Annotated in this window: 15 protein-coding genes; 7 read left to right on the top strand and 8 right to left on the bottom strand. The window is 67.8% G+C overall.

Features of this window, described 5'->3' with window-relative positions; genetic code table 11:
• Positions 1-18 precede the first annotated feature (18 nt).
• Together OG542_RS20495 and dnaB are read right to left on the bottom strand one after the other, a co-directional pair.
• Positions 19-1,404, bottom strand: a complete 1,386-nt coding sequence (locus OG542_RS20495; protein ID WP_328412812.1) for a serine hydrolase domain-containing protein — start codon at positions 1,402-1,404, stop codon at positions 19-21.
• A gap of 80 nt (positions 1,405-1,484) precedes the next feature.
• A complete protein-coding gene (gene dnaB, locus OG542_RS20490) occupies positions 1,485-2,966 on the bottom strand; it encodes a replicative DNA helicase (RefSeq protein ID WP_193479134.1) in 1,482 nt (493 codons plus the stop codon).
• Between the two features lie 460 nt (positions 2,967-3,426).
• Between dnaB and OG542_RS20485 the strand changes: the two genes are divergently transcribed.
• A complete protein-coding gene (locus tag OG542_RS20485; RefSeq protein WP_328412810.1) occupies positions 3,427-4,764 on the top strand; it encodes an MATE family efflux transporter in 1,338 nt (445 codons plus the stop codon).
• Between the two features lie 201 nt (positions 4,765-4,965).
• On the opposite strand, the gene rplI is transcribed toward OG542_RS20485, so the two are convergent.
• The 4 genes from rplI to rpsF form a co-directional block, all read right to left on the bottom strand.
• Positions 4,966-5,412, bottom strand: coding sequence for a 50S ribosomal protein L9 (gene rplI, locus OG542_RS20480; RefSeq protein WP_193479136.1), 447 nt, complete (start codon positions 5,410-5,412; stop codon positions 4,966-4,968).
• A gap of 18 nt (positions 5,413-5,430) precedes the next feature.
• On the bottom strand, positions 5,431-5,667 hold the full coding sequence (gene rpsR / locus OG542_RS20475; protein ID WP_003949403.1) for a 30S ribosomal protein S18: 237 nt from the start codon (positions 5,665-5,667) through the stop codon (positions 5,431-5,433).
• Between the two features lie 44 nt (positions 5,668-5,711).
• A complete protein-coding gene (locus OG542_RS20470) occupies positions 5,712-6,308 on the bottom strand; it encodes a single-stranded DNA-binding protein (protein ID WP_184593846.1) in 597 nt (198 codons plus the stop codon).
• Between the two features lie 76 nt (positions 6,309-6,384).
• On the bottom strand, positions 6,385-6,675 hold the full coding sequence (gene rpsF / locus OG542_RS20465; RefSeq protein WP_030847098.1) for a 30S ribosomal protein S6: 291 nt from the start codon (positions 6,673-6,675) through the stop codon (positions 6,385-6,387).
• 262 nt (positions 6,676-6,937) lie between these two features.
• Here rpsF and OG542_RS20460 point away from each other — a divergent pair, with 262 nt between their 5' ends.
• The 3 genes from OG542_RS20460 to OG542_RS20450 all read left to right on the top strand — a co-directional run bounded on the left by OG542_RS20460 (position 6,938) and on the right by OG542_RS20450 (position 9,637).
• Complete coding sequence (locus OG542_RS20460; protein ID WP_261680230.1) at positions 6,938-7,255, top strand: hypothetical protein; 318 nt, start codon at positions 6,938-6,940, stop codon at positions 7,253-7,255.
• Between the two features lie 167 nt (positions 7,256-7,422).
• Complete coding sequence (gene femX, locus OG542_RS20455) at positions 7,423-8,544, top strand: peptidoglycan bridge formation glycyltransferase FemX (protein WP_184593850.1); 1,122 nt, start codon at positions 7,423-7,425, stop codon at positions 8,542-8,544.
• Between the two features lie 61 nt (positions 8,545-8,605).
• Entirely contained in the window at positions 8,606-9,637 is a 1,032-nt protein-coding gene (locus OG542_RS20450; RefSeq protein WP_193479137.1) for an alanine racemase, read from the top strand.
• Positions 9,638-9,718: 81 nt separating this feature from the next.
• Here the strand turns inward: OG542_RS20450 and OG542_RS20445 are convergent, their stop codons facing one another.
• Entirely contained in the window at positions 9,719-11,230 is a 1,512-nt protein-coding gene (locus tag OG542_RS20445; protein WP_328418023.1) for a glycosyltransferase family 87 protein, read from the bottom strand.
• 122 nt (positions 11,231-11,352) lie between these two features.
• Positions 11,353-13,614: a transglycosylase domain-containing protein gene (locus OG542_RS20440; RefSeq protein ID WP_328418021.1), complete on the bottom strand. Its 2,262-nt coding sequence runs from the start codon at positions 13,612-13,614 to the stop codon at positions 11,353-11,355.
• 768 nt (positions 13,615-14,382) lie between these two features.
• On the opposite strand from OG542_RS20440, the gene OG542_RS20435 reads away from it, so the two are divergent.
• The 3 genes from OG542_RS20435 to OG542_RS20425 all read left to right on the top strand — a co-directional run bounded on the left by OG542_RS20435 (position 14,383) and on the right by OG542_RS20425 (position 17,546).
• The gene (locus OG542_RS20435; RefSeq protein ID WP_184593854.1) at positions 14,383-15,066 is read left to right on the top strand and encodes a PadR family transcriptional regulator; all 684 of its coding nucleotides are present in this window, start codon (positions 14,383-14,385) and stop codon (positions 15,064-15,066) included.
• A 45-nt stretch (positions 15,067-15,111) separates the two neighbouring features.
• A complete protein-coding gene (locus tag OG542_RS20430; RefSeq protein WP_184593856.1) occupies positions 15,112-16,194 on the top strand; it encodes an inositol-3-phosphate synthase in 1,083 nt (360 codons plus the stop codon).
• 89 nt (positions 16,195-16,283) lie between these two features.
• On the top strand, positions 16,284-17,546 hold the full coding sequence (locus OG542_RS20425) for an MFS transporter (RefSeq protein ID WP_328412805.1): 1,263 nt from the start codon (positions 16,284-16,286) through the stop codon (positions 17,544-17,546).
• The last annotated feature ends 39 nt before the right edge of the window (positions 17,547-17,585 follow it).

The raw sequence follows: 17,585 nt of genomic DNA, 5'->3' as shown, positions 1-17,585 counted from the left end.
CCCCCTTGTCGTCGCTGCCTACCCGATCCCGCGCCACCCCTCCGAGTCGACCCCACCCGGCACAGGAGCCCCCTCGTCGTACGGCTGACGCGTGAACACGAACGACCCGAGGTCCAGATGGCTCACGGATCCGTCCGGCCGCCGTACGGCCTTCAGGAGCTCGCCGGCGTAGTAGCCCTCCAGCCCTGTCCATGTGCCGTCGCCGTTCGGGCGGAACCGCGAGCGGCGGCCGCTGCCGGACAGCGGCCCCAGCGAGACAAGCCCGTCGGCCGTCAGCCGCAGCGCGAAGGCGTGCGTCCCCCAGTACCACTGGCCCGTCAGTTCCAGCATCGACGGGTCGACATCGCTCAGCGGCTTCCACGGGGAGGGGATGCGTGGTTCCGCCTCGGCGACGATACGGACCAGGTCGGCGACAACGGAGAACAGCAGCGGGCCCGAGGTGCAGTTGGCCAGGACGACCGCCGCCACGTCCTCCTCGACACCGATCATGAGGCACGCGAGGAAGCCGGGCAGCGAACCCGTGTGCCCGACGAGGGACCGCCCGTTCCGCCGCCGGATCTCCATCCCCAGGCAGTAGGCGTAACCGCTCGCCACGTCCGCCGGGTCGTGGGGCGCTGCCGGTGTCCTCATATCCGCCAGCGACTCGGCGCTCAGCACCCGCTCGTCACCGTTGACCAGGAAGGCCGCGAAGCGCGCCAAGTCACCCGTGGTCGACCACAGTTGACCTGCCGGGGCCATGCGCCCCAGGTCCTCGGTGGGCTCCGGGAGCATCACGTCGGCCCAGGGATGCACCGCCCAGCCACCCGCATGGGGCGCCTGAGGCCGCACACTCGTGCGGTGCAACTCCAGGGGTTCGAGCACTTCGCGCCGAAGGACTTCCTCCCAGGAGGCGCCGCGCAGCTTCTCGATGAGCGCGCCGAGCAGCGCGTAGCCCGGGTTCGAGTAGTGGAACCGGCGGCCGGGCGGAGACAGCAGGGGCCGTTCGCCCAGCACGTCGGCGAGTTCGGGCCGCAGCGATCCGGGGCTCCGCTCCCACCACGGCCCCGGCGTCTCGGCCGCCAGCCCTCCAGCGTGCGCGAGCAGTTCGGCGACGGTCGCCTCCCCCACACCGGTGCCCGGCAGATGCTTCTCCAGCGGATCCCCGAGGTCCAGCGCGCCCTCGTCGCGCAGCCGCAGGACGAGAACCGCCGTGAAGGTCTTGGTGATCGAGCCGATCCGGTACTGCACGTTCTCGTCCGGCGCATGTCCCTCCACCGAGGTCCGCGCGCCTGTCCACACCGGTTTCCCGTCCCGCACGACGGCCGCGACGAGCGACGGCGCCCGTCCTTCGGCCTGGGCCACGGCGATCCGGTGCAGCAGTGCGCGACGCGTGCCGGGAAGCAGCTCTCCCTGAGATGTCGTCATGGGCCCCAGTCCACCCGTCCCGGCCTCGCCGCGTCGAGCACATTCCGGGCTGGCGTCGCGATCGCAGGACCGCGTTCAGGTCAGGTCTGCGCCATGTCGACGAACCGTGAGTAGTGACCCTGGAAGGCGACCGTGATCGTCGCCGTCGGGCCGTTTCGGTGCTTGGCCACGATCAGGTCGGCCTCGCCCGCGCGCGGTGACTCCTTCTCGTAGGCGTCCTCGCGGTGCAGCAGGATGACCATGTCGGCGTCCTGCTCGATGGAGCCGGACTCACGCAGGTCGGAGACCATCGGCTTCTTGTCCGTGCGCTGCTCGGGACCACGGTTCAGCTGGGAGAGCGCGATGACCGGGAGCTCCAGCTCCTTGGCCAGCAGCTTGAGGTTACGGGACATGTCCGAGACCTCCTGCTGGCGGCTCTCGGCCCGCTTGGACCCACCGGACTGCATCAGCTGGAGGTAGTCGATGACGACCAGTCTGAGGTCGTTGCGCTGCTTGAGGCGGCGGCACTTGGCGCGGATCTCCATCATCGACAGGTTCGGGGAGTCGTCGATGTAGAGCGGCGCCGCGGAGACGTCCGGCATCCGACGGGCCAGACGCGTCCAGTCCTCGTCCGTCATCGTGCCGGACCTCATGTGGTGCAGGGCGACCCGGGCTTCGGCTGACAGCAGACGCATCGCGATCTCGTTGCGCCCCATTTCGAGCGAGAAGATCACGCTCGGCAGGTTGTTCTTGATCGAGCAGGCTCGCGCGAAGTCCAGCGCGAGCGTGGACTTACCCATGGCAGGACGCGCGGCGATGACGATCATCTGGCCCGGGTGCAGGCCGTTGGTGAGCGAGTCGAAGTCCGTGAACCCAGTGGGCACGCCGGTCATCTCACCGCTGCGCGAGCCGATCGCCTCGATCTCGTCGAGCGCGCCCTCCATGATGTCGCCGAGCGGCAGGTAGTCCTCGCTGGTGCGCTGCTCGGTGACCGCATAGACCTCTGCCTGGGCGCGGTTGACGATCTCGTCGACGTCGTCGTCGGCCGCGTATCCCATCTGGGTGATGCGCGTACCGGCCTCGACCAGGCGCCGCAGGACGGCACGCTCGTGGACGATCTCCGCGTAATAGGCGGCGTTCGCCGCCGTGGGCACCGTCTGGACGAGGGTGTGCAGATACGAGGCCCCGCCGACCTTGTTGATCTCACCGCGCTTGGTGAGCTCGGCGGCGATGGTGATGGGGTCGGCCGGCTCGCCCTTGGCATAGACGTCGAGGACGGCCTGATAGATCGTCTCGTGGGCCGGCTTGTAGAAGTCGTGACCCTTGAGGATCTCGACGACGTCGGCGATGGCGTCCTTGGACAGGAGCATGCCGCCGAGGACGGACTGCTCGGCCTCGATGTCCTGCGGCGGTACCCGTTCGAACGACGTGCTTCCGCCACCGTCCCACTCGCCGCTGTCCCTGCCGCGCTCGTGCTGCTCGTCGCGGCCCCGCCCGCCGTCACCACGCCGGCGGGAGGAGGGCAGACGATCACTGGGCCCACTGTCGGCCCACGGGTCGTCCAAGGGCTCGGAAATGCTCACCGAGCCACCTCCTCCCGTCCGCCGCAGCAGACCTCGCCGTGCCTCTCTTTTCTACGGCACGGCACTGACAAATGAGAGGCCCAACTCCGGTTACTGGACGCCGGTTTTGTGACGTTTTCACAACCGACGGACGGAGCGGGCGCCGGACTACCGTAGGCCCGTCGGCACCGTCAGCCAATCTGGTTATCCACAGGCCATGTGGACGACGGCCCAGATGCTGTGGAGAACTCGGCGAAACCTGTGCACGACTCGGTGGACAGGCCTGTGAACAAGCACCCACCCATTCCAGAGAAACCGCGCTGACCTGCGGCTTTGCCGTCCACCGGTTGTGCAGAAGAAAAACTTCCCCAACCGGCCCAAGATCGCTTCGAATGGTGCACAGCAGTGCGCACCTCTGGACGAATGGTAAGGGTCACAAAAGCTTTGCATCTCTTACCTGTGGACGATTAGATTGGTGCACATGACACAGGCCCCTGCGCGCCCTCGAGCCGGCCGGAGACAGCACGACCGAGAGATCGTCGCACTCGCCGTGCCGGCCTTCGGCGCCCTCGTCGCCGAGCCCCTCTTCCTCATGACCGACACCGCCATCGTCGGCCATCTGGGCACGGCCCAACTCGCCGGTCTCGGTGTCGCCTCGGCCCTGCTGATGACCTCCGTCAGCATCTTTGTCTTCCTCGCCTACGCCACAACAGCGGCGGTCGCCCGCCGCGTCGGCGCGGGTGATCTCCCGGCCGCCATCCGTCAGGGCATGGACGGTATTTGGCTGGCTCTGCTCCTCGGTGCCGGTGTCGTCGCCGTCGCCCTGCCGACGGCACCCCACCTCGTGGACCTCTTCGGCACCTCGGACGCGGCAGCCCCCTATGCGATCACATATCTGCGCATCTCCATGCTCGGCATACCGGCCATGCTCGTCGTCCTCGCCGCGACAGGCATCCTGCGCGGCCTGCAGGACACCAAGACCCCGCTCTACGTCGCCATCATCGGTTTCGTGACCAACGGCGCGCTCAACGCGGGCCTCGTCTACGGAGCAGGCCTGGGGATCGCCGGCTCCGCCTGGGGCACCGTCATCGCCCAGTGCGGCATGGCCGCGGTCTACCTCGCGGTGGTTCTGCGTGGAGCGCGGAAGCATGGGGCCTCCCTGCGCCCGGACGCCGCCGGGATCAGGGCCTCCGCTCAGGCCGGTGTGCCCCTGCTGGTTCGCACCCTCTCCCTGCGGGCGATCCTGATGATCGCCACGGCGGTCGCCGCCCGACTCGGGGATGCCGACATCGCCGCTCACCAGATCATCCTCTCCCTGTGGAATCTCCTCGCCTTCGCTCTCGACGCCATCGCCATCGCAGGGCAGGCCATCATCGGGCGCTACCTCGGAGCAGGTGACACACAGGGCGCCCGCGCCGCATGTCGTCGCATGGTGGAGTGGGGTATCGCCGTCGGGGTCGTCCTCGGTGTCCTGGTCATCCTCACCCGACCGGCGTTCCTGCCCCTGTTCACCAGTGACTCGGCGGTCAAGGACGCGGCCCTGCCCGCCCTGGTCATCGTCGCCCTCTCGCAGCCGATCTCCGGCATCGTCTTCGTCCTGGACGGAGTCCTGATGGGCGCCGGCGACGGTCCCTACCTCGCCTGGGCGATGGTGCTCACCCTGGCGGTCTTCACCCCGGTCGCCCTGCTGGTTCCGGTGTTGGGCGGTGGACTCACCGCCCTCTGGGCCACCATGACGCTGATGATGACCATGCGGATGCTGACCCTGTGGCTCCGGAGCCGCTCAGGCCGCTGGATCGTGACGGGCGCGACCCGCTGACGAACGGCCTCGGCCGATGGACTGTTTCACGTGAAACACGGTGTTTCACGTGAAACCAGATACGGCGTATCCCGATGCCACGCGCCGCATCCCGATGCCACGAGCCGCATCCGGATACGACGAGACGCGTCCGGATACGACGATGGGGCCGCACCCCGAAGGGTGCGGCCCCATCGCTCACTGCATCAGCGAGCGCGGCACTCAGGCCGCGACGACCTCGATGCTGACCTTGGCGTCAACCTCGGGGTGCAGACGCACGGACGTCTGGTGAGCGCCCAGCGACTTGATCGGCGAACCGACCTCGATGCGGCGCTTGTCGACCTCGGGGCCACCGGCAGCCTTGATCGCCGAGGCGATGTCGGCCGGGGTGACGGAACCGAAGAGGCGACCGGCGTCGCCGGCACGGACGGCCAGGCGGACCTTGACGCCCTCGAGCTGGGCCTTCACCTGATTGGCCTGCTCGATGGTCTGGATCTCGTGGATCTTGCGAGCACGACGGATCTGCTCGACGTCCTTCTCGCCGCCCTTGGTCCAGCGGATAGCGAACTTCCGCGGGATCAGGTAGTTGCGAGCGTAACCGTCCTTGACGTCGACGACTTCGCCCGCGGCGCCGAGGCCGGAGACCTCGTGGGTGAGGATGATCTTCATGTGTCGGTCACCCTTCCCTTATCGCGCGGTGGAGGTGTAGGGCAGCAGCGCCATCTCACGGCTGTTCTTGACGGCCGTGGCGACGTCACGCTGGTGCTGCGTGCAGTTGCCGGTCACGCGGCGGGCACGGATCTTGCCGCGGTCGGAAATGAACTTCCGCAGCATGTTCGTGTCCTTGTAGTCCACGTACGTGACCTTGTCCTTGCAGAATGCGCAGACCTTCTTCTTCGGCTTGCGCACAGGCGGCTTCGCCATGGTGATTCTCCTGTGTGATCAAGAAGTTTGGGTGCGAACCCGCCCTAGAAGGGGGGCTCGTCCGAGTAGCCGCCGCCCTGCTGGCCGCCGCCGGAGTTTCCACCCCAGCCGCCGCCACCGCCCTGGTTGCCACCGGCGGGAGCGCCGGTGGCCCACGGGTCGTCAGCGGGAGCGCCGCCGCCCTGCTGGCCGCCACCGGGGCCGCCGCCCCAGCCGCCGCCACCCTGGCCGCCACCGCCACCGCTGCCGCCGCCGTAGCCGCCCTGGCCACCGCGGCCGGTGGTCTTGGTGACCTTGGCCGTGGCGTTGCGCAGGCTGGCGCCGACTTCCTCGACGTCCAGCTCGTAGACCGTGCGCTTGACGCCCTCGCGGTCCTCGTAGGACCGCTGCTTCAGCCGGCCCTGCACGATGACGCGCATGCCTCGCTGGAGCGACTCGGCGACGTTCTCAGCCGCCTGACGCCAGACCGAGCAGGTCAGGAAGAGGCTCTCGCCGTCCTTCCACTCGTTCGTCTGGCGGTCGAAGGTGCGGGGAGTGGACGCGACACGGAACTTCGCGACGGCCGCACCGGAGGGGGTGAAGCGCAGCTCGGGGTCGTCGACAAGATTGCCGACCACCGTGATGACGGTCTCGCCTGCCATGGGGAACCTCTCGGCGGGTTTGCTGCTGGCTGCTTGTGCTGCTACTCGAATCCCGGGACCAGCTGAGCGGGAGGGCTCAGTGGGTCTCGGGGCGGAGGACCTTGGTCCGGAGGACCGACTCGTTCAGGTTCATCTGGCGGTCGAGCTCCTTGACGACCGCAGGCTCGGCCTGCAGGTCGATGACCGAGTAGATGCCCTCGGGCTTCTTCTTGATCTCGTACGCGAGACGACGACGGCCCCAGGTGTCGACCTTCTCGACCTTTCCGCCGCCGTCACGGACGACTGAAAGGAAGTTCTCGATCAGCGGAGAGACAGCGCGCTCCTCGACCTCGGGGTCGAGGATGACCATCACCTCGTAGTGACGCATGTGGAACCCACCTCCTTTGGACTCAGCGGCCACGGTCGCTCCGTGGCAGGAGGGTTGTGATGCGTAGCAACGGTATCGACCACCACTGACAGTCAGGGGTTCTGTCGAGAACTCCTGCCGTGATGTGGGCAGACACCGGTGCGGACGGTACAGAGTACCCGCACAGCGGCTTGCGGTTGAAATCCGGCCCCGACGGCAGCCAATCTGTACACATCGGGTGTGTATGGCGCTACGATGCGCCGACTTTCGCAGGAGGTGCCCTATGGCACAGGCATTGCGACCCAACACCGCCGGCGGCCTTTTCGCCACGGACGGCAAGCCCCACCCCCTTCAGGACACCCTGCTCGCGGTGACCCTGGTGCTGGGCATCACGTCGTTCGTCACGGCACTCGTCGACGATGACCTGCACCTGCTCAGCTCCTGGACCGGACTGGTGGGCATTCTCATCGGTGCGTACGGCCAGTGGATCTCGGTCACGACCCGTGAGCGCTTCGGCCTGATTCTGGGCCTGGGAGCCGCGGCTGTCGGGTTCTTCCTGGGCATGGCGCACGGCGGGTTGTTCGGCGGGCTCATCGACTGACGCCAGGGACACTCCCTCCCGAACATCGTGTGACGCCCCGGCCGCCCACAGGCCGCGGCGAAGGTTCCCTACGCCCAACCGGCGCGCTCCCAAGGCGCAGTAGGCTTCGCGCGAGAGCCGGAGCCCCTGAACCCATGGGGACACACCAGCCCGAGGAGCGCCCCGAAATGAGCCTGACCCTGAGGACCATCAGCCGCGAGCAGCATCTGGCCTACATCCAGAGCCTGCCGTCGGCTAGCCACATGCAGGTCCCGGCCTGGGCTGACGTCAAGGCGGAGTGGCGCTCCGAGCACCTCGGGTGGTTCGACGACAGGACCGGCGAGCTCGTCGGTGCCGGCCTGGTCCTCTACCGGCAGCTCCCCAAGATCAAGCGCTACCTCGCCTACCTGCCCGAGGGCCCGGTCATCAACTGGTTCTCGCCGAATCTGCAGGAATGGATCGAGCCGATGCTGGCGCATCTGAAGCAGCAGGGCGCCTTCTCCGTGAAGATGGGCCCCCCGGTGATCATCCGTCGCTGGGAGGCCGCCTCGATCAAGCAGGGCATCCAGAACCCGGACGTCAAGCGCCTGCGCGACATCGAGGCCGACCACATCGAGCCGCGCGCCTTCGAGGTCGCCGACAAGCTGCGCCGCATGGGCTGGCAGCAGGGCGAGGACGGCGGCGCCGGGTTCGGCGACGTCCAGCCCCGTTACGTGTACCAGGTGCCGCTGGCGAACCGCTCCCTGGAAGAGGTCCACAAGAACTTCAACCAGTTGTGGCGCCGCAACATCAAGAAGGCCGAGAAGGCCGGCGTCGAGGTCGTCCAGGGCGGCTACCAGGACCTCGAGGAATGGCAGCGGCTGTACGAGATCACGGCCGTGCGCGACCACTTCCGGCCGCGCCCGCTGTCGTACTTCCAGCGCATGTGGACGGCCCTCAACAGCGAGGACCCCAACCGCATGCGGCTGTACTTCGCCCGGCACAACGGCGTGAACCTGTCGGCCGCGACGATGCTGATCGTCGGCGGGCACGTCTGGTACTCCTACGGCGCCTCCGACAACATCGGCCGTGAGGTCCGGCCCTCGAACGCGATGCAGTGGCGGATGCTGCGTGACGCCTACGCGCTCGGCGCCACCGTCTACGACCTGCGCGGCATCTCCGACTCGCTGGACGAGACCGACCACCTCTTCGGTCTGATCCAGTTCAAGGTGGGTACGGGCGGACAGGCCGCCGAGTACATCGGCGAGTGGGACTTCCCGCTGAACAAGCTGCTGCACAAGGCGCTCGACATCTACATGTCGCGCCGCTGACCCCGCACTCACCCCTCATCCCGCACCTCTGACAGCCACGAGAAAGGTTCCAGGTCCGGCCATGGCGCTCACGCTCTACGTCGACACCGCGCGCTGGCGTGCGCACCACAAGCACGTGCAGGATCAGTTCCCTGGGCTCGTCCCGGTCTGCAAGGGCAACGGATACGGCTTCGGGCACGAGCGGCTGGCTGAGGAGGCCACGCGCCTGGGCTCGGACGTCCTCGCTGTCGGCACGACGTACGAGGCCGCCCGGATCAAAGACTGGTTCGGCGGGGATCTGCTGGTGCTGACGCCGTACCGGCGCGGCGAGGAACCGGTGCCGCTGCCGGACCGGGTCATCCGCTCGGTCTCGTCGATAGACGGCGTGTACGGCCTGGTCGGTGCCCGCGTGGTGATCGAGGTGATGTCCTCGATGAAGCGGCACGGCATCAGCGAGCAGGACCTGGCCCAGCTGCACGCCGCCATCGAGAACGTCCGCCTGGAGGGCTTCGCCATTCACCTGCCGCTGGACCGGACCGACGGCTCGGACGCGGTCGAGGAGGTCATCGGCTGGATGGACCGGCTGCGTGCGGCCCGGCTGCCCCTGCACACCATGTTCGTCAGCCACCTCAAGGCCGATGAACTCGCCCGTCTCCAGCAGCAGTTCCCGCAGACCCGGTTCCGTGCGCGCATCGGCACGCGGCTGTGGCTGGGGGACCACGAGGCCACCGAGTACCGCGGCGCGGTCCTGGACGTCACACGCGTCGCCAAGGGCGAGCGCTTCGGCTACCGACAGCAGAAGGCGGCCTCCGACGGCTTCCTGGTGGTCGTGGCGGGCGGTACGTCGCACGGGGTGGGTCTGGAGGCACCCAAGGCGTTGCACGGCGTCATGCCGCGCGCCAAGGGCGTAGCCCGAGCCGGCCTCGCGACGGTCAACCGGAACCTTTCTCCGTTCGTCTGGGGCGGCAAGCAGCGCTGGTTCGCCGAGCCGCCGCACATGCAGGTCTCGATCCTCTTCGTGCCCTCGGACGCGCCGGAGCCGAAGGTCGGCGAGGAACTCGTGGCCCATCTGCGGCACACCACCACGCAGTTCGATCGGATCATGGACCGCTGACCGGCGCGGTGCGCTGAGGTCGCACCGCTCAGCAAGAAGGCCGTACACGGCTTCCCGTGTACGGCCTTTCGCGTCGTTCGCTCAGAGCGAACCGCCGGTCGTGCCCTGCTTGCCCCACTGGACCTGCGCCCCGTCGAACCGAGCGGTCGCGTGGCGCGAGGGACGGGCCGCCGGACCGAGGACGAAGACGTCCTCGGCGCCGTCGAGCACTCCGCCCGATGGGTCGTCGTCGCCGGACCGGCGCACCGGATCCCGCTCCGGCATGAAGATGTCGCGCACGATCATGGCGCACAGGTACAGCGTCCCCAGCAGATGCAGGCCGATGGCCCAGTGATAGCCGTCGGTCGGCAGGCCCTTGTGGGCCTCTCCGCTGGTCGTGTACGCGAGGTACAGCCAGATCCCCAGGAAGTACGCCACCTCGCAGGCCTGCCAGATCAGGAAGTCCCGCCACTTCGGCCGGGCGAGGGCGGCCAGGGGAATCAGCCACAGGACGTACTGCGGCGAGTAGACCTTGTTGGTGAGAATGAACGCCGCGACGACCAGGAAAGCGAGCTGGGCGAACCGCGGGCGGCGCGGCGCGGTCAGGGCGAGCGCCGCGACTGCCGCACAGCACACCAGCATCAGCAGCGTGGCGAGCGTGTTGACGGTGTCGATGCTGAGCGGATCGTCCGAGTTCTGGGCCATGATCAGCCAGAAGGAGCCGAAGTCGACGCCCCGTTCCTGGCTGAACGTGTAGAACTTCGACCATCCCTCGAACGCGAAGAGCATCACCGGCCCGTTCACGACGGCCCAGGCGACGATCGCGCCGCCCAGAGCCGTCCCGAACGCACGCCACCTGCCCGCGCGCCAGCACAGCACCAGCAGCGGCCCGAGGATCAGGAAGGGATAGAGCTTGGCTGCCGTGGCGAGCCCCAGCAGGACGCCGAAAGCGAGGGGGCGGCCGCGTGACCACATCAGCATCGCCGCAGCCGTCAGAGCGACCGCCAGCAGGTCCCAGTTGATGGTCGCCGTCAGCGCGAAGGCGGGCGCCAGGGCCACCAGCAGACCGTCCCAGGGACGCCGGGCATGGGTACGGGTCACGCAGACGGCGATGACCGACGCACACACCATGAGCATCCCGGCGTTGACCATCCAGTACCACTGCTCCTGGTACTGGATGGTGCCGCTGCCGGGCGTGAGCCAGGAGGCGACCTCCATGAAGACACCGGTCAGCACCGGGTACTCCAGGTACTGCATGTCGCCGGGGAGCCGGTCGAAGTACGGCACGAGTCCGTCGGCGAAGCCGCGCCCCTGGTAGAGGTGCGGGATGTCCGAGTAGCAGGCGTGCGTGTACTGGGAGCTGGCACCGAAGAACCAGGCGCCGTTGAAGCAGGGCGCCTTCTGGACCAGGCCGAGAGCGAACATGCCGATCGCCACCAGCGCGATCACCCGCGCGGGAGTCCACCGGGACGCCCCGACCAGGGCACGCCGCCCCAGCGGGCCGCCGATCAGCTCGCTGCCGGCCGCGGCGACCTCGTCCTCCTTGGTCGGCCGCACCGGGTCCGGCTCGTGGACGCTCGCTTGCGTCGATTCTGCACTGGGCATGCCGCACATCCTGCCGTACGTGTCTATCAATACGCCGAGGGCCGCCGTACCCGAGTGGGTACGGCGGCCCATGTTTCACGTGAAACAGCTTCGCGTTTCACGTGAAACACCCAAGCCGGGCGATCGGTCGGCTAGCCGGCGGGGCCTCCGAAGATGCCTCCGTTGCCGTTTCCTCTGCTGTTGCCGCCGTCCTCGCTCGTATCCGTTGGCGAGGGCGAGGTGCTCGGCTCTCCGCCCGTGCCACCGTTCTCCGTACCACCGTCTTCCTCATCGCAACCGAAGAAGCCGCAGGTGTCGGTCGGCGAGGGCGACGGCAGCGACGGCGTCCCGCTGGGCGTGGCACTCGGGGACTCGGTCGCGGTCTCGCTGGGCTCCACACTGGGAGTCGGCGTCGGCGTCGGAGCGCCCACCGCGTCCTGGATGTCGCCGATCTTCTCGGGATCCGGGAAGCCGAGGTCGGGCTGGCCGTTCAGCGCGGCCTTCATGAACTCGGTCCACACCAGTGTGGGGACGTCACCACCGTGGATCGACGCCTCGCCCGCCGTACCGTTCATGGAGAGCAGCTTGGCGCTCTTGGGGTCCTCACGGAACATCGCGACCGAGGTCGAGAGCTGCTGGGTGTAGCCGACGAACCAGGCCGACTTGTTCTCGTCCGTCGTACCGGTCTTGCCGGCCGCCGTACGGCCCAGCGACAGCGCGTTCTTACCCGTACCGTTCTGGATGACGTTCTCCAGAACGTTCGTGACGTTGTTCGCCACGTTCTCGGGCATCGCCTGCGTGATCCTCGGCTTGTCGAAGCCGGGAACCTCTTCCCCGTTGAGCTTGACGCTCGTCACCGAGTACGGAGCGGCTTGCTTGCCGGCGGCGGCGAACGTCGCGTAGGAGTCAGCCATGCGGATCGCGCTGGGAGTCGACGTACCGAGCGCGAACGACGCGTTGAGGCCGGCGAAGCTGCTGTCCAGGATGCCGGCCTTCTCGGCCAGGTCCGCCACGTTCTTCATCCCGACGTCCATGCCGAGCTGCACGAACGGGGTGTTGACGGACTGCTCCATCGCCTTACGCAGGGAGATGTAACCCCACGGGCGATCGCTCTCGTTCTCCTGGAAGAAGGGCGTGTTGTCCTTCTTCATGACGTAGGAGCCGTCGTTGTTCCTGATCTTGAGATGGTCGTTGCCGTTGTACTTGCTCAGCGGCGAGAGGCCGACTCCGTCAGTCCGGTAGGTGCCGTGCTCCATGGCGGCGGCCAGCACGAACGGCTTCCACGTCGAACCGACGGGGACACCCGAGGTGTCCGCGTTGTTGTTGAAGTGGCCGTTCTCGTACCCCGCACCACCGTAGAGCGCGACGATCGCGCCGTCCTTGGGCTTCACCGACGCCGCACCGAACTGGACATGCTTGTCCCGCTCACGCTTGTCCGGGTCGAGTTTCTCCTTCTCGACCTTCTTGACGGCCTTGGCTAGCGCTTCGACCTTGGACTTCTCGAAGGTCGTCTTGATCTGGTACCCGCCCTGGTCGAACTGCTTCTCCGTGATGTTGGAGTGGTTCAGGACGTACTTCTTGGCCGTGTCCGCCAGGTAACCGATCTGGCCGCTCATGCCCTTGGCCGCCTTGCGGTCATCGGGCATGGGGTACTTACTGATCGCCTTCTGGTAAGCGGCGTCCGAGAGCTTCTTGTCGTTGTGCATCTGCTGGAGGATCCAGCCCCAGCGGTCCTTGGAGCGCTTGAGGTTGGCCTTCTTGCTCGCCGAGCTGTCGATGCCGTCGTTGCCCGCGGGGTCGTAGTACGTCGGACCCTTGAGCAGGGCGGCGAGGAAGGCGCACTCGCTCGGCGTGAGCCGCTCCGCGTCCTTGCCGTAGTACGTCTGGGCGGCGGCCTGGATGCCGTACGCGCCGCGGCCGTAATACGAGGTGTTGAGGTACCCCCGGAGGATGTCGTCCTTGGAGAGCTTCGTGCCCACCTTGATCGAGATGAACATCTCCTTGAACTTACGGGTGACCGTCTGGTCCTGGCTCAGGTAGGTGTTCTTGACGAACTGCTGGGTGATCGTCGAACCACCCTGCGTGTCGCCACCCCGGGCCATGTTCGCCAGCGCCCGGGCGATGCCCATGGGGTCGACGCCCGAGTCCTGGTAGAAGCTCTTGTTCTCGGCCGAGATCACCGCCTGTTGCATGGCCTTGGGGATCCGGTCGATCGTGACGTTCTGCCGGTTCTGGCCACTGCCGGTCGCGATCATCTGTTTGCCGTTGGACCAGTAGAAGACGTTGTTCTGCGACAGGGCCGCGGCGTTCTCCTCGTTGGGGACGCCGACCATGGCGTACCCGATGCCCGCCACGGCCACCAGGCTCCCGAAGAAGCCGATGCACAGGCCGGAGACGAGCTTCCAGGACGGCATCCAGCGGCGCCAGCCGTACTTGCCGGCCCGCGGATAGTCGATCACTCGCTTCTGGTCGTACATGACCGGGCGCCCCTTGCCCCGCCCGGGCCCGTTCGGCCCGCCGGGGGCGGCGCGCCGGCCGCCACGTGTCGGTTCGGCCGCTCTGCGGCGGCCGCCTCCACTTCTCTGCGCCGCACGCCGGGCCTCTGCACGGCCACCGTACTGGCGCTCCTCACCCCCCGAGTCGTAGGAGTCCGACCCATAGGAGTCGGACGGAGACCCGGTGGCGCCTCGCGGTGCCGCGCGGCGGCCGGAGGACGAGCCGGACTGGCCGCGTCGGATCGCGGCACGTCCGCCTCCCTGCGGCTGCGGCGGTTTGCGACGGTGCTCGCTCATCGAACGACTACTCCTCGGGCAGGCGCACCCCTGCGCGCCTGGAAACGGCAGCTAGTTTCCGGTCCCCCCGAAGTACGGATGCGGTCGGCTCCGCATTCATCGGTCCCGCATGCACCCGTACTACACCGAAGACGAGGACGCCCTCAGGCGTCCCACGGTTCCCGGTGATGTGCATGGCGCACAGACTACGCACCGCCAAAACCTGCCGAGGACCGAAGTTCACCGCAAATCAGGCAACTCACGTCTGACGAATCGGTGATGTGACCCCGTTCACCACACCCCCTCTTGTCGCATCCGCAAGGCCGTTCTATCGTCATGATGTATCGAGTCGATACATCAGCTCGACACATCGGACCGAGACATGGGTACCGCGGGAGAGAGGAGGCGACGATGAGCCGGCGTTCCGGGATCCTCGAGTTCGCCGTACTCGGCCTGCTCCGCGAATCTCCGATGCACGGCTATGAGCTGCGCAAACGACTCAACACATCACTGGGTGTGTTCCGTGCGTTCAGCTACGGGACGCTGTACCCCTGCCTCAAGACGCTGGTCGCCAACGGCTGGTTGATCGAGGAGCCGGGGAACACCACCGAGGACGCCCTCGCAGCCCCCCTCACGGGGCGGCGCGCCAAGATCGTCTACCGGTTGACGGCGGAGGGCAAGGAGCACTTCGAGCAGCTGCTCTCGCAGACCGGGCCCGACGCGTACGAGGACGAGCACTTCGCCGCCCGTTTCGCGTTCTTCGGGCAAACCTCACGTGATGTACGCATGCGCGTGCTGGAAGGCCGCCGCAGCCGGCTGGAGGAGCGCCTCGAGAAGATGCGCGTCTCCCTGGCCCGGACCCGGGAACGCCTCGACGATTACACGCTTGAGCTTCAGCGCCACGGGATGGAGTCCGTGGAGCGCGAGGTGCGCTGGCTGAACGAGCTCATCGAGAGCGAGCGGGCGGGGCGGGACCTCAACGGTTCCTCCTCCGGAGAGCCCGCCTCGCGTGACACCACATCTGGAGCGTCGGGCGGCCTGCCCCGGCCGGGGGACGACCCCCGTCCGGATACGCCCGACGACACCGCCACGTGAGAGCCCTTTGACGGGCCTCACTCATACACACAGGGAGCAACCGGAATGGGTTCGGTTCGCGTAGCCATCGTCGGCGTGGGCAACTGCGCCGCATCGCTGGTGCAGGGAGTCGAGTACTACAAGGACGCCGACCCGGCGTCCAAGGTGCCGGGCCTGATGCACGTCCAGTTCGGCGAGTACCACGTCCGCGACGTCGAGTTCGTCGCCGCGTTCGACGTGGACGCCAAGAAGGTCGGTCTCGACCTCGCGGACGCCATCGGCGCCTCCGAGAACAACACCATCAAGATCTGCGACGTGCCCAGCACCGGCGTGACGGTCCAGCGCGGCCACACCCTCGACGGCCTCGGCCGGTACTACCGGGAGACGATCGAGGAGTCCGCCGAGGAGCCGGTCGACGTCGTCCAGATCCTCAAGGACAAGCAGATCGACGTCCTCGTCTGCTACCTGCCCGTCGGCTCCGAGGACGCGGCGAAGTTCTACGCCCAGTGCGCCATCGACGCCAAGGTCGCCTTCGTCAACGCCCTTCCGGTCTTCATCGCCGGCACCAAGGAGTGGGCGGACAAGTTCACCGAGGCGGGCGTCCCGATCGTCGGCGACGACATCAAGTCCCAGGTCGGCGCCACCATCACGCACCGCGTCATGGCGAAGCTGTTCGAGGACCGGGGCGTCGTCCTGGACCGCACGATGCAGCTGAACGTCGGCGGCAACATGGACTTCAAGAACATGCTCGAGCGCGACCGCCTCGAGTCGAAGAAGATCTCCAAGACGCAGGCCGTCACCTCCCAGATCCGCGACCGCGAACTGGGCGAGGGCAACGTCCACATCGGTCCGTCCGACTACGTCGCCTGGCTGGACGACCGCAAGTGGGCCTATGTCCGCCTCGAGGGCCGCGCCTTCGGTGACGTCCCGCTGAACCTGGAGTACAAGCTGGAGGTCTGGGACTCGCCGAACTCCGCCGGCGTCATCATCGACGCCCTGCGCGCCGCGAAGATCGCCAAGGACCGCGGCATCGGCGGTCCCATCCTCTCCGCGTCGAGCTACTTCATGAAGTCCCCGCCGGTCCAGTACTTCGACGACGAGGCCCGCGAGAACGTCGAGAAGTTCATCAAGGGTGAGGTCGAGCGCTGACGCGCCGCAACGAGTCGCTCCTGCCAGGGCTGTGAGGGTCCCCGGGTCGTACGGCCTGGGGACCCTCCCCGTATGTGAGGCTGTGCCCCATGGCCGTCGTCCGTGACCTGCGCGTCCTGTTGCGATTCCAGGGATTCCGGCGTCTGCTCGCCGTGCGCCTGCTCTCCCAGGGCGCCGACGGCGTGTACCAGGTCGCGCTCGCGGCGTACGTCGTGTTCTCTCCGGAGAAGCAGACGTCGGCCGCGGCGGTCGCCTCCGCCATGGCGGTGCTGCTGCTCCCGTACTCCCTCGTCGGCCCCTTCGCCGGTGTCCTGCTGGACCGTTGGCGGCGCCGCCAGGTCCTGCTGTACGGCAGCCTGCTGCGCGCCCTGCTGGCCTCGGCGACGGCCGTGCTGATGCTCAGCCCGGCTCCCGACTGGTTCTTCTACGTCTCCGCCCTGTGCGTCACCGCGGTCAACCGTTTCGTCCTCTCGGGCCTGTCCGCCGCCCTGCCGCGCGTGGTCGATGCCGAGCGCCTGGTCATCGCCAACTCCCTTTCCCCGACCGCCGGAACGCTGGCGGCGACCGCGGGCGGCGGCCTGGCCTTCGCCGTCCGCCTGGTGGTGGCGGACTCCGACGCCGCCGTGGTGCTCGTGGGAGCCGGGCTGTATCTGTGTGCGGCTGTGGCATCGATGAGCATGGCGCGGGAACTCCTCGGCCCCGACCGGACCTTGGTGGGCGAGCGGCTCGGGCCCGCTCTCACGGGTACCGCTCGCGACCTGGTGGCCGGCGTACGTCACCTGGCCGCGCCGCCGCGCAGGGGAACCGCCTGGGCCCTGGCGGCGATGGCGCTGATGCGGTTCTGCTACGGCGGCCTGCTGGTCATGCTGCTGATGCTCTGCCGGTACTCCCTCACCTCGACCACGGACGACGGACTCGCCCTGCTGGGGCTGGCGTTGGGCGTCTCCGGCGCGGGATTCTTCGCCGCGGCCGTGGTGACACCCTGGGCCGCCGGGCGGCTGGGGCCGGGCCGTTGGATCGTCGTGTGCGCAGGAACCGCCGCACTGCTGGAGCCCGCTCTCGGGCTGCCGTTCGCCACCACCCCGCTGCTGGTCGCGGCCTTCGTCCTGGGGCTGACCACCCAGGGCGCGAAGATCGCCACGGACACCATCGTCCAGTCCTCCGTGGAGGACGGCTTCCGTGGCCGGATCTTCTCCGTTTACGACGTCCTGTTCAACGTCTTCTTCGTCGGCGCCGCCGCCGTGGCGGCCCTGATGCTGCCTCCGGACGGCCGGTCCGTGCCGCTGGTGATCACAATCGCCGTTGTCTACGCGGCAGTAGCGGTGGCTATGGCCCGGTTTGGCCACCGGTAAGTGTCACATAAATGACACAGAGCCACTTCTGGCTACTGA

This window comes from Streptomyces violaceus (assembly GCF_036014075.1).
Classification (GTDB): Bacteria; Actinomycetota; Actinomycetes; order Streptomycetales; family Streptomycetaceae; genus Streptomyces; species Streptomyces violaceus.
This window is presented reverse-complemented; position numbering and strand designations above follow the sequence as displayed.

Excerpts from the sequence above, each read along its gene's own strand:
- OG542_RS20495 (WP_328412812.1), bottom strand. The coding sequence starts at position 1,404 with ATGACGACATCTCAGGGAGAGCTGCTTCCCGGCACGCGTCGCGCACTG.
- OG542_RS20485 (WP_328412810.1), top strand. The coding sequence starts at position 3,427 with ATGACACAGGCCCCTGCGCGCCCTCGAGCCGGCCGGAGACAGCACGAC.
- rplI (WP_193479136.1), bottom strand. The coding sequence starts at position 5,412 with ATGAAGATCATCCTCACCCACGAGGTCTCCGGCCTCGGCGCCGCGGGC.
- rpsR (WP_003949403.1), bottom strand. The coding sequence starts at position 5,667 with ATGGCGAAGCCGCCTGTGCGCAAGCCGAAGAAGAAGGTCTGCGCATTC.
- OG542_RS20470 (WP_184593846.1), bottom strand. The coding sequence starts at position 6,308 with ATGGCAGGCGAGACCGTCATCACGGTGGTCGGCAATCTTGTCGACGAC.
- rpsF (WP_030847098.1), bottom strand. The coding sequence starts at position 6,675 with ATGCGTCACTACGAGGTGATGGTCATCCTCGACCCCGAGGTCGAGGAG.
- OG542_RS20460 (WP_261680230.1), top strand. The coding sequence starts at position 6,938 with ATGGCACAGGCATTGCGACCCAACACCGCCGGCGGCCTTTTCGCCACG.
- femX (WP_184593850.1), top strand. The coding sequence starts at position 7,423 with ATGAGCCTGACCCTGAGGACCATCAGCCGCGAGCAGCATCTGGCCTAC.
- OG542_RS20450 (WP_193479137.1), top strand. The coding sequence starts at position 8,606 with ATGGCGCTCACGCTCTACGTCGACACCGCGCGCTGGCGTGCGCACCAC.
- OG542_RS20445 (WP_328418023.1), bottom strand. The coding sequence starts at position 11,230 with ATGTGCGGCATGCCCAGTGCAGAATCGACGCAAGCGAGCGTCCACGAG.
- OG542_RS20440 (WP_328418021.1), bottom strand. The coding sequence starts at position 13,614 with ATGCCGTCCTGGAAGCTCGTCTCCGGCCTGTGCATCGGCTTCTTCGGG.
- OG542_RS20435 (WP_184593854.1), top strand. The coding sequence starts at position 14,383 with ATGAGCCGGCGTTCCGGGATCCTCGAGTTCGCCGTACTCGGCCTGCTC.
- OG542_RS20430 (WP_184593856.1), top strand. The coding sequence starts at position 15,112 with ATGGGTTCGGTTCGCGTAGCCATCGTCGGCGTGGGCAACTGCGCCGCA.
- OG542_RS20425 (WP_328412805.1), top strand. The coding sequence starts at position 16,284 with ATGGCCGTCGTCCGTGACCTGCGCGTCCTGTTGCGATTCCAGGGATTC.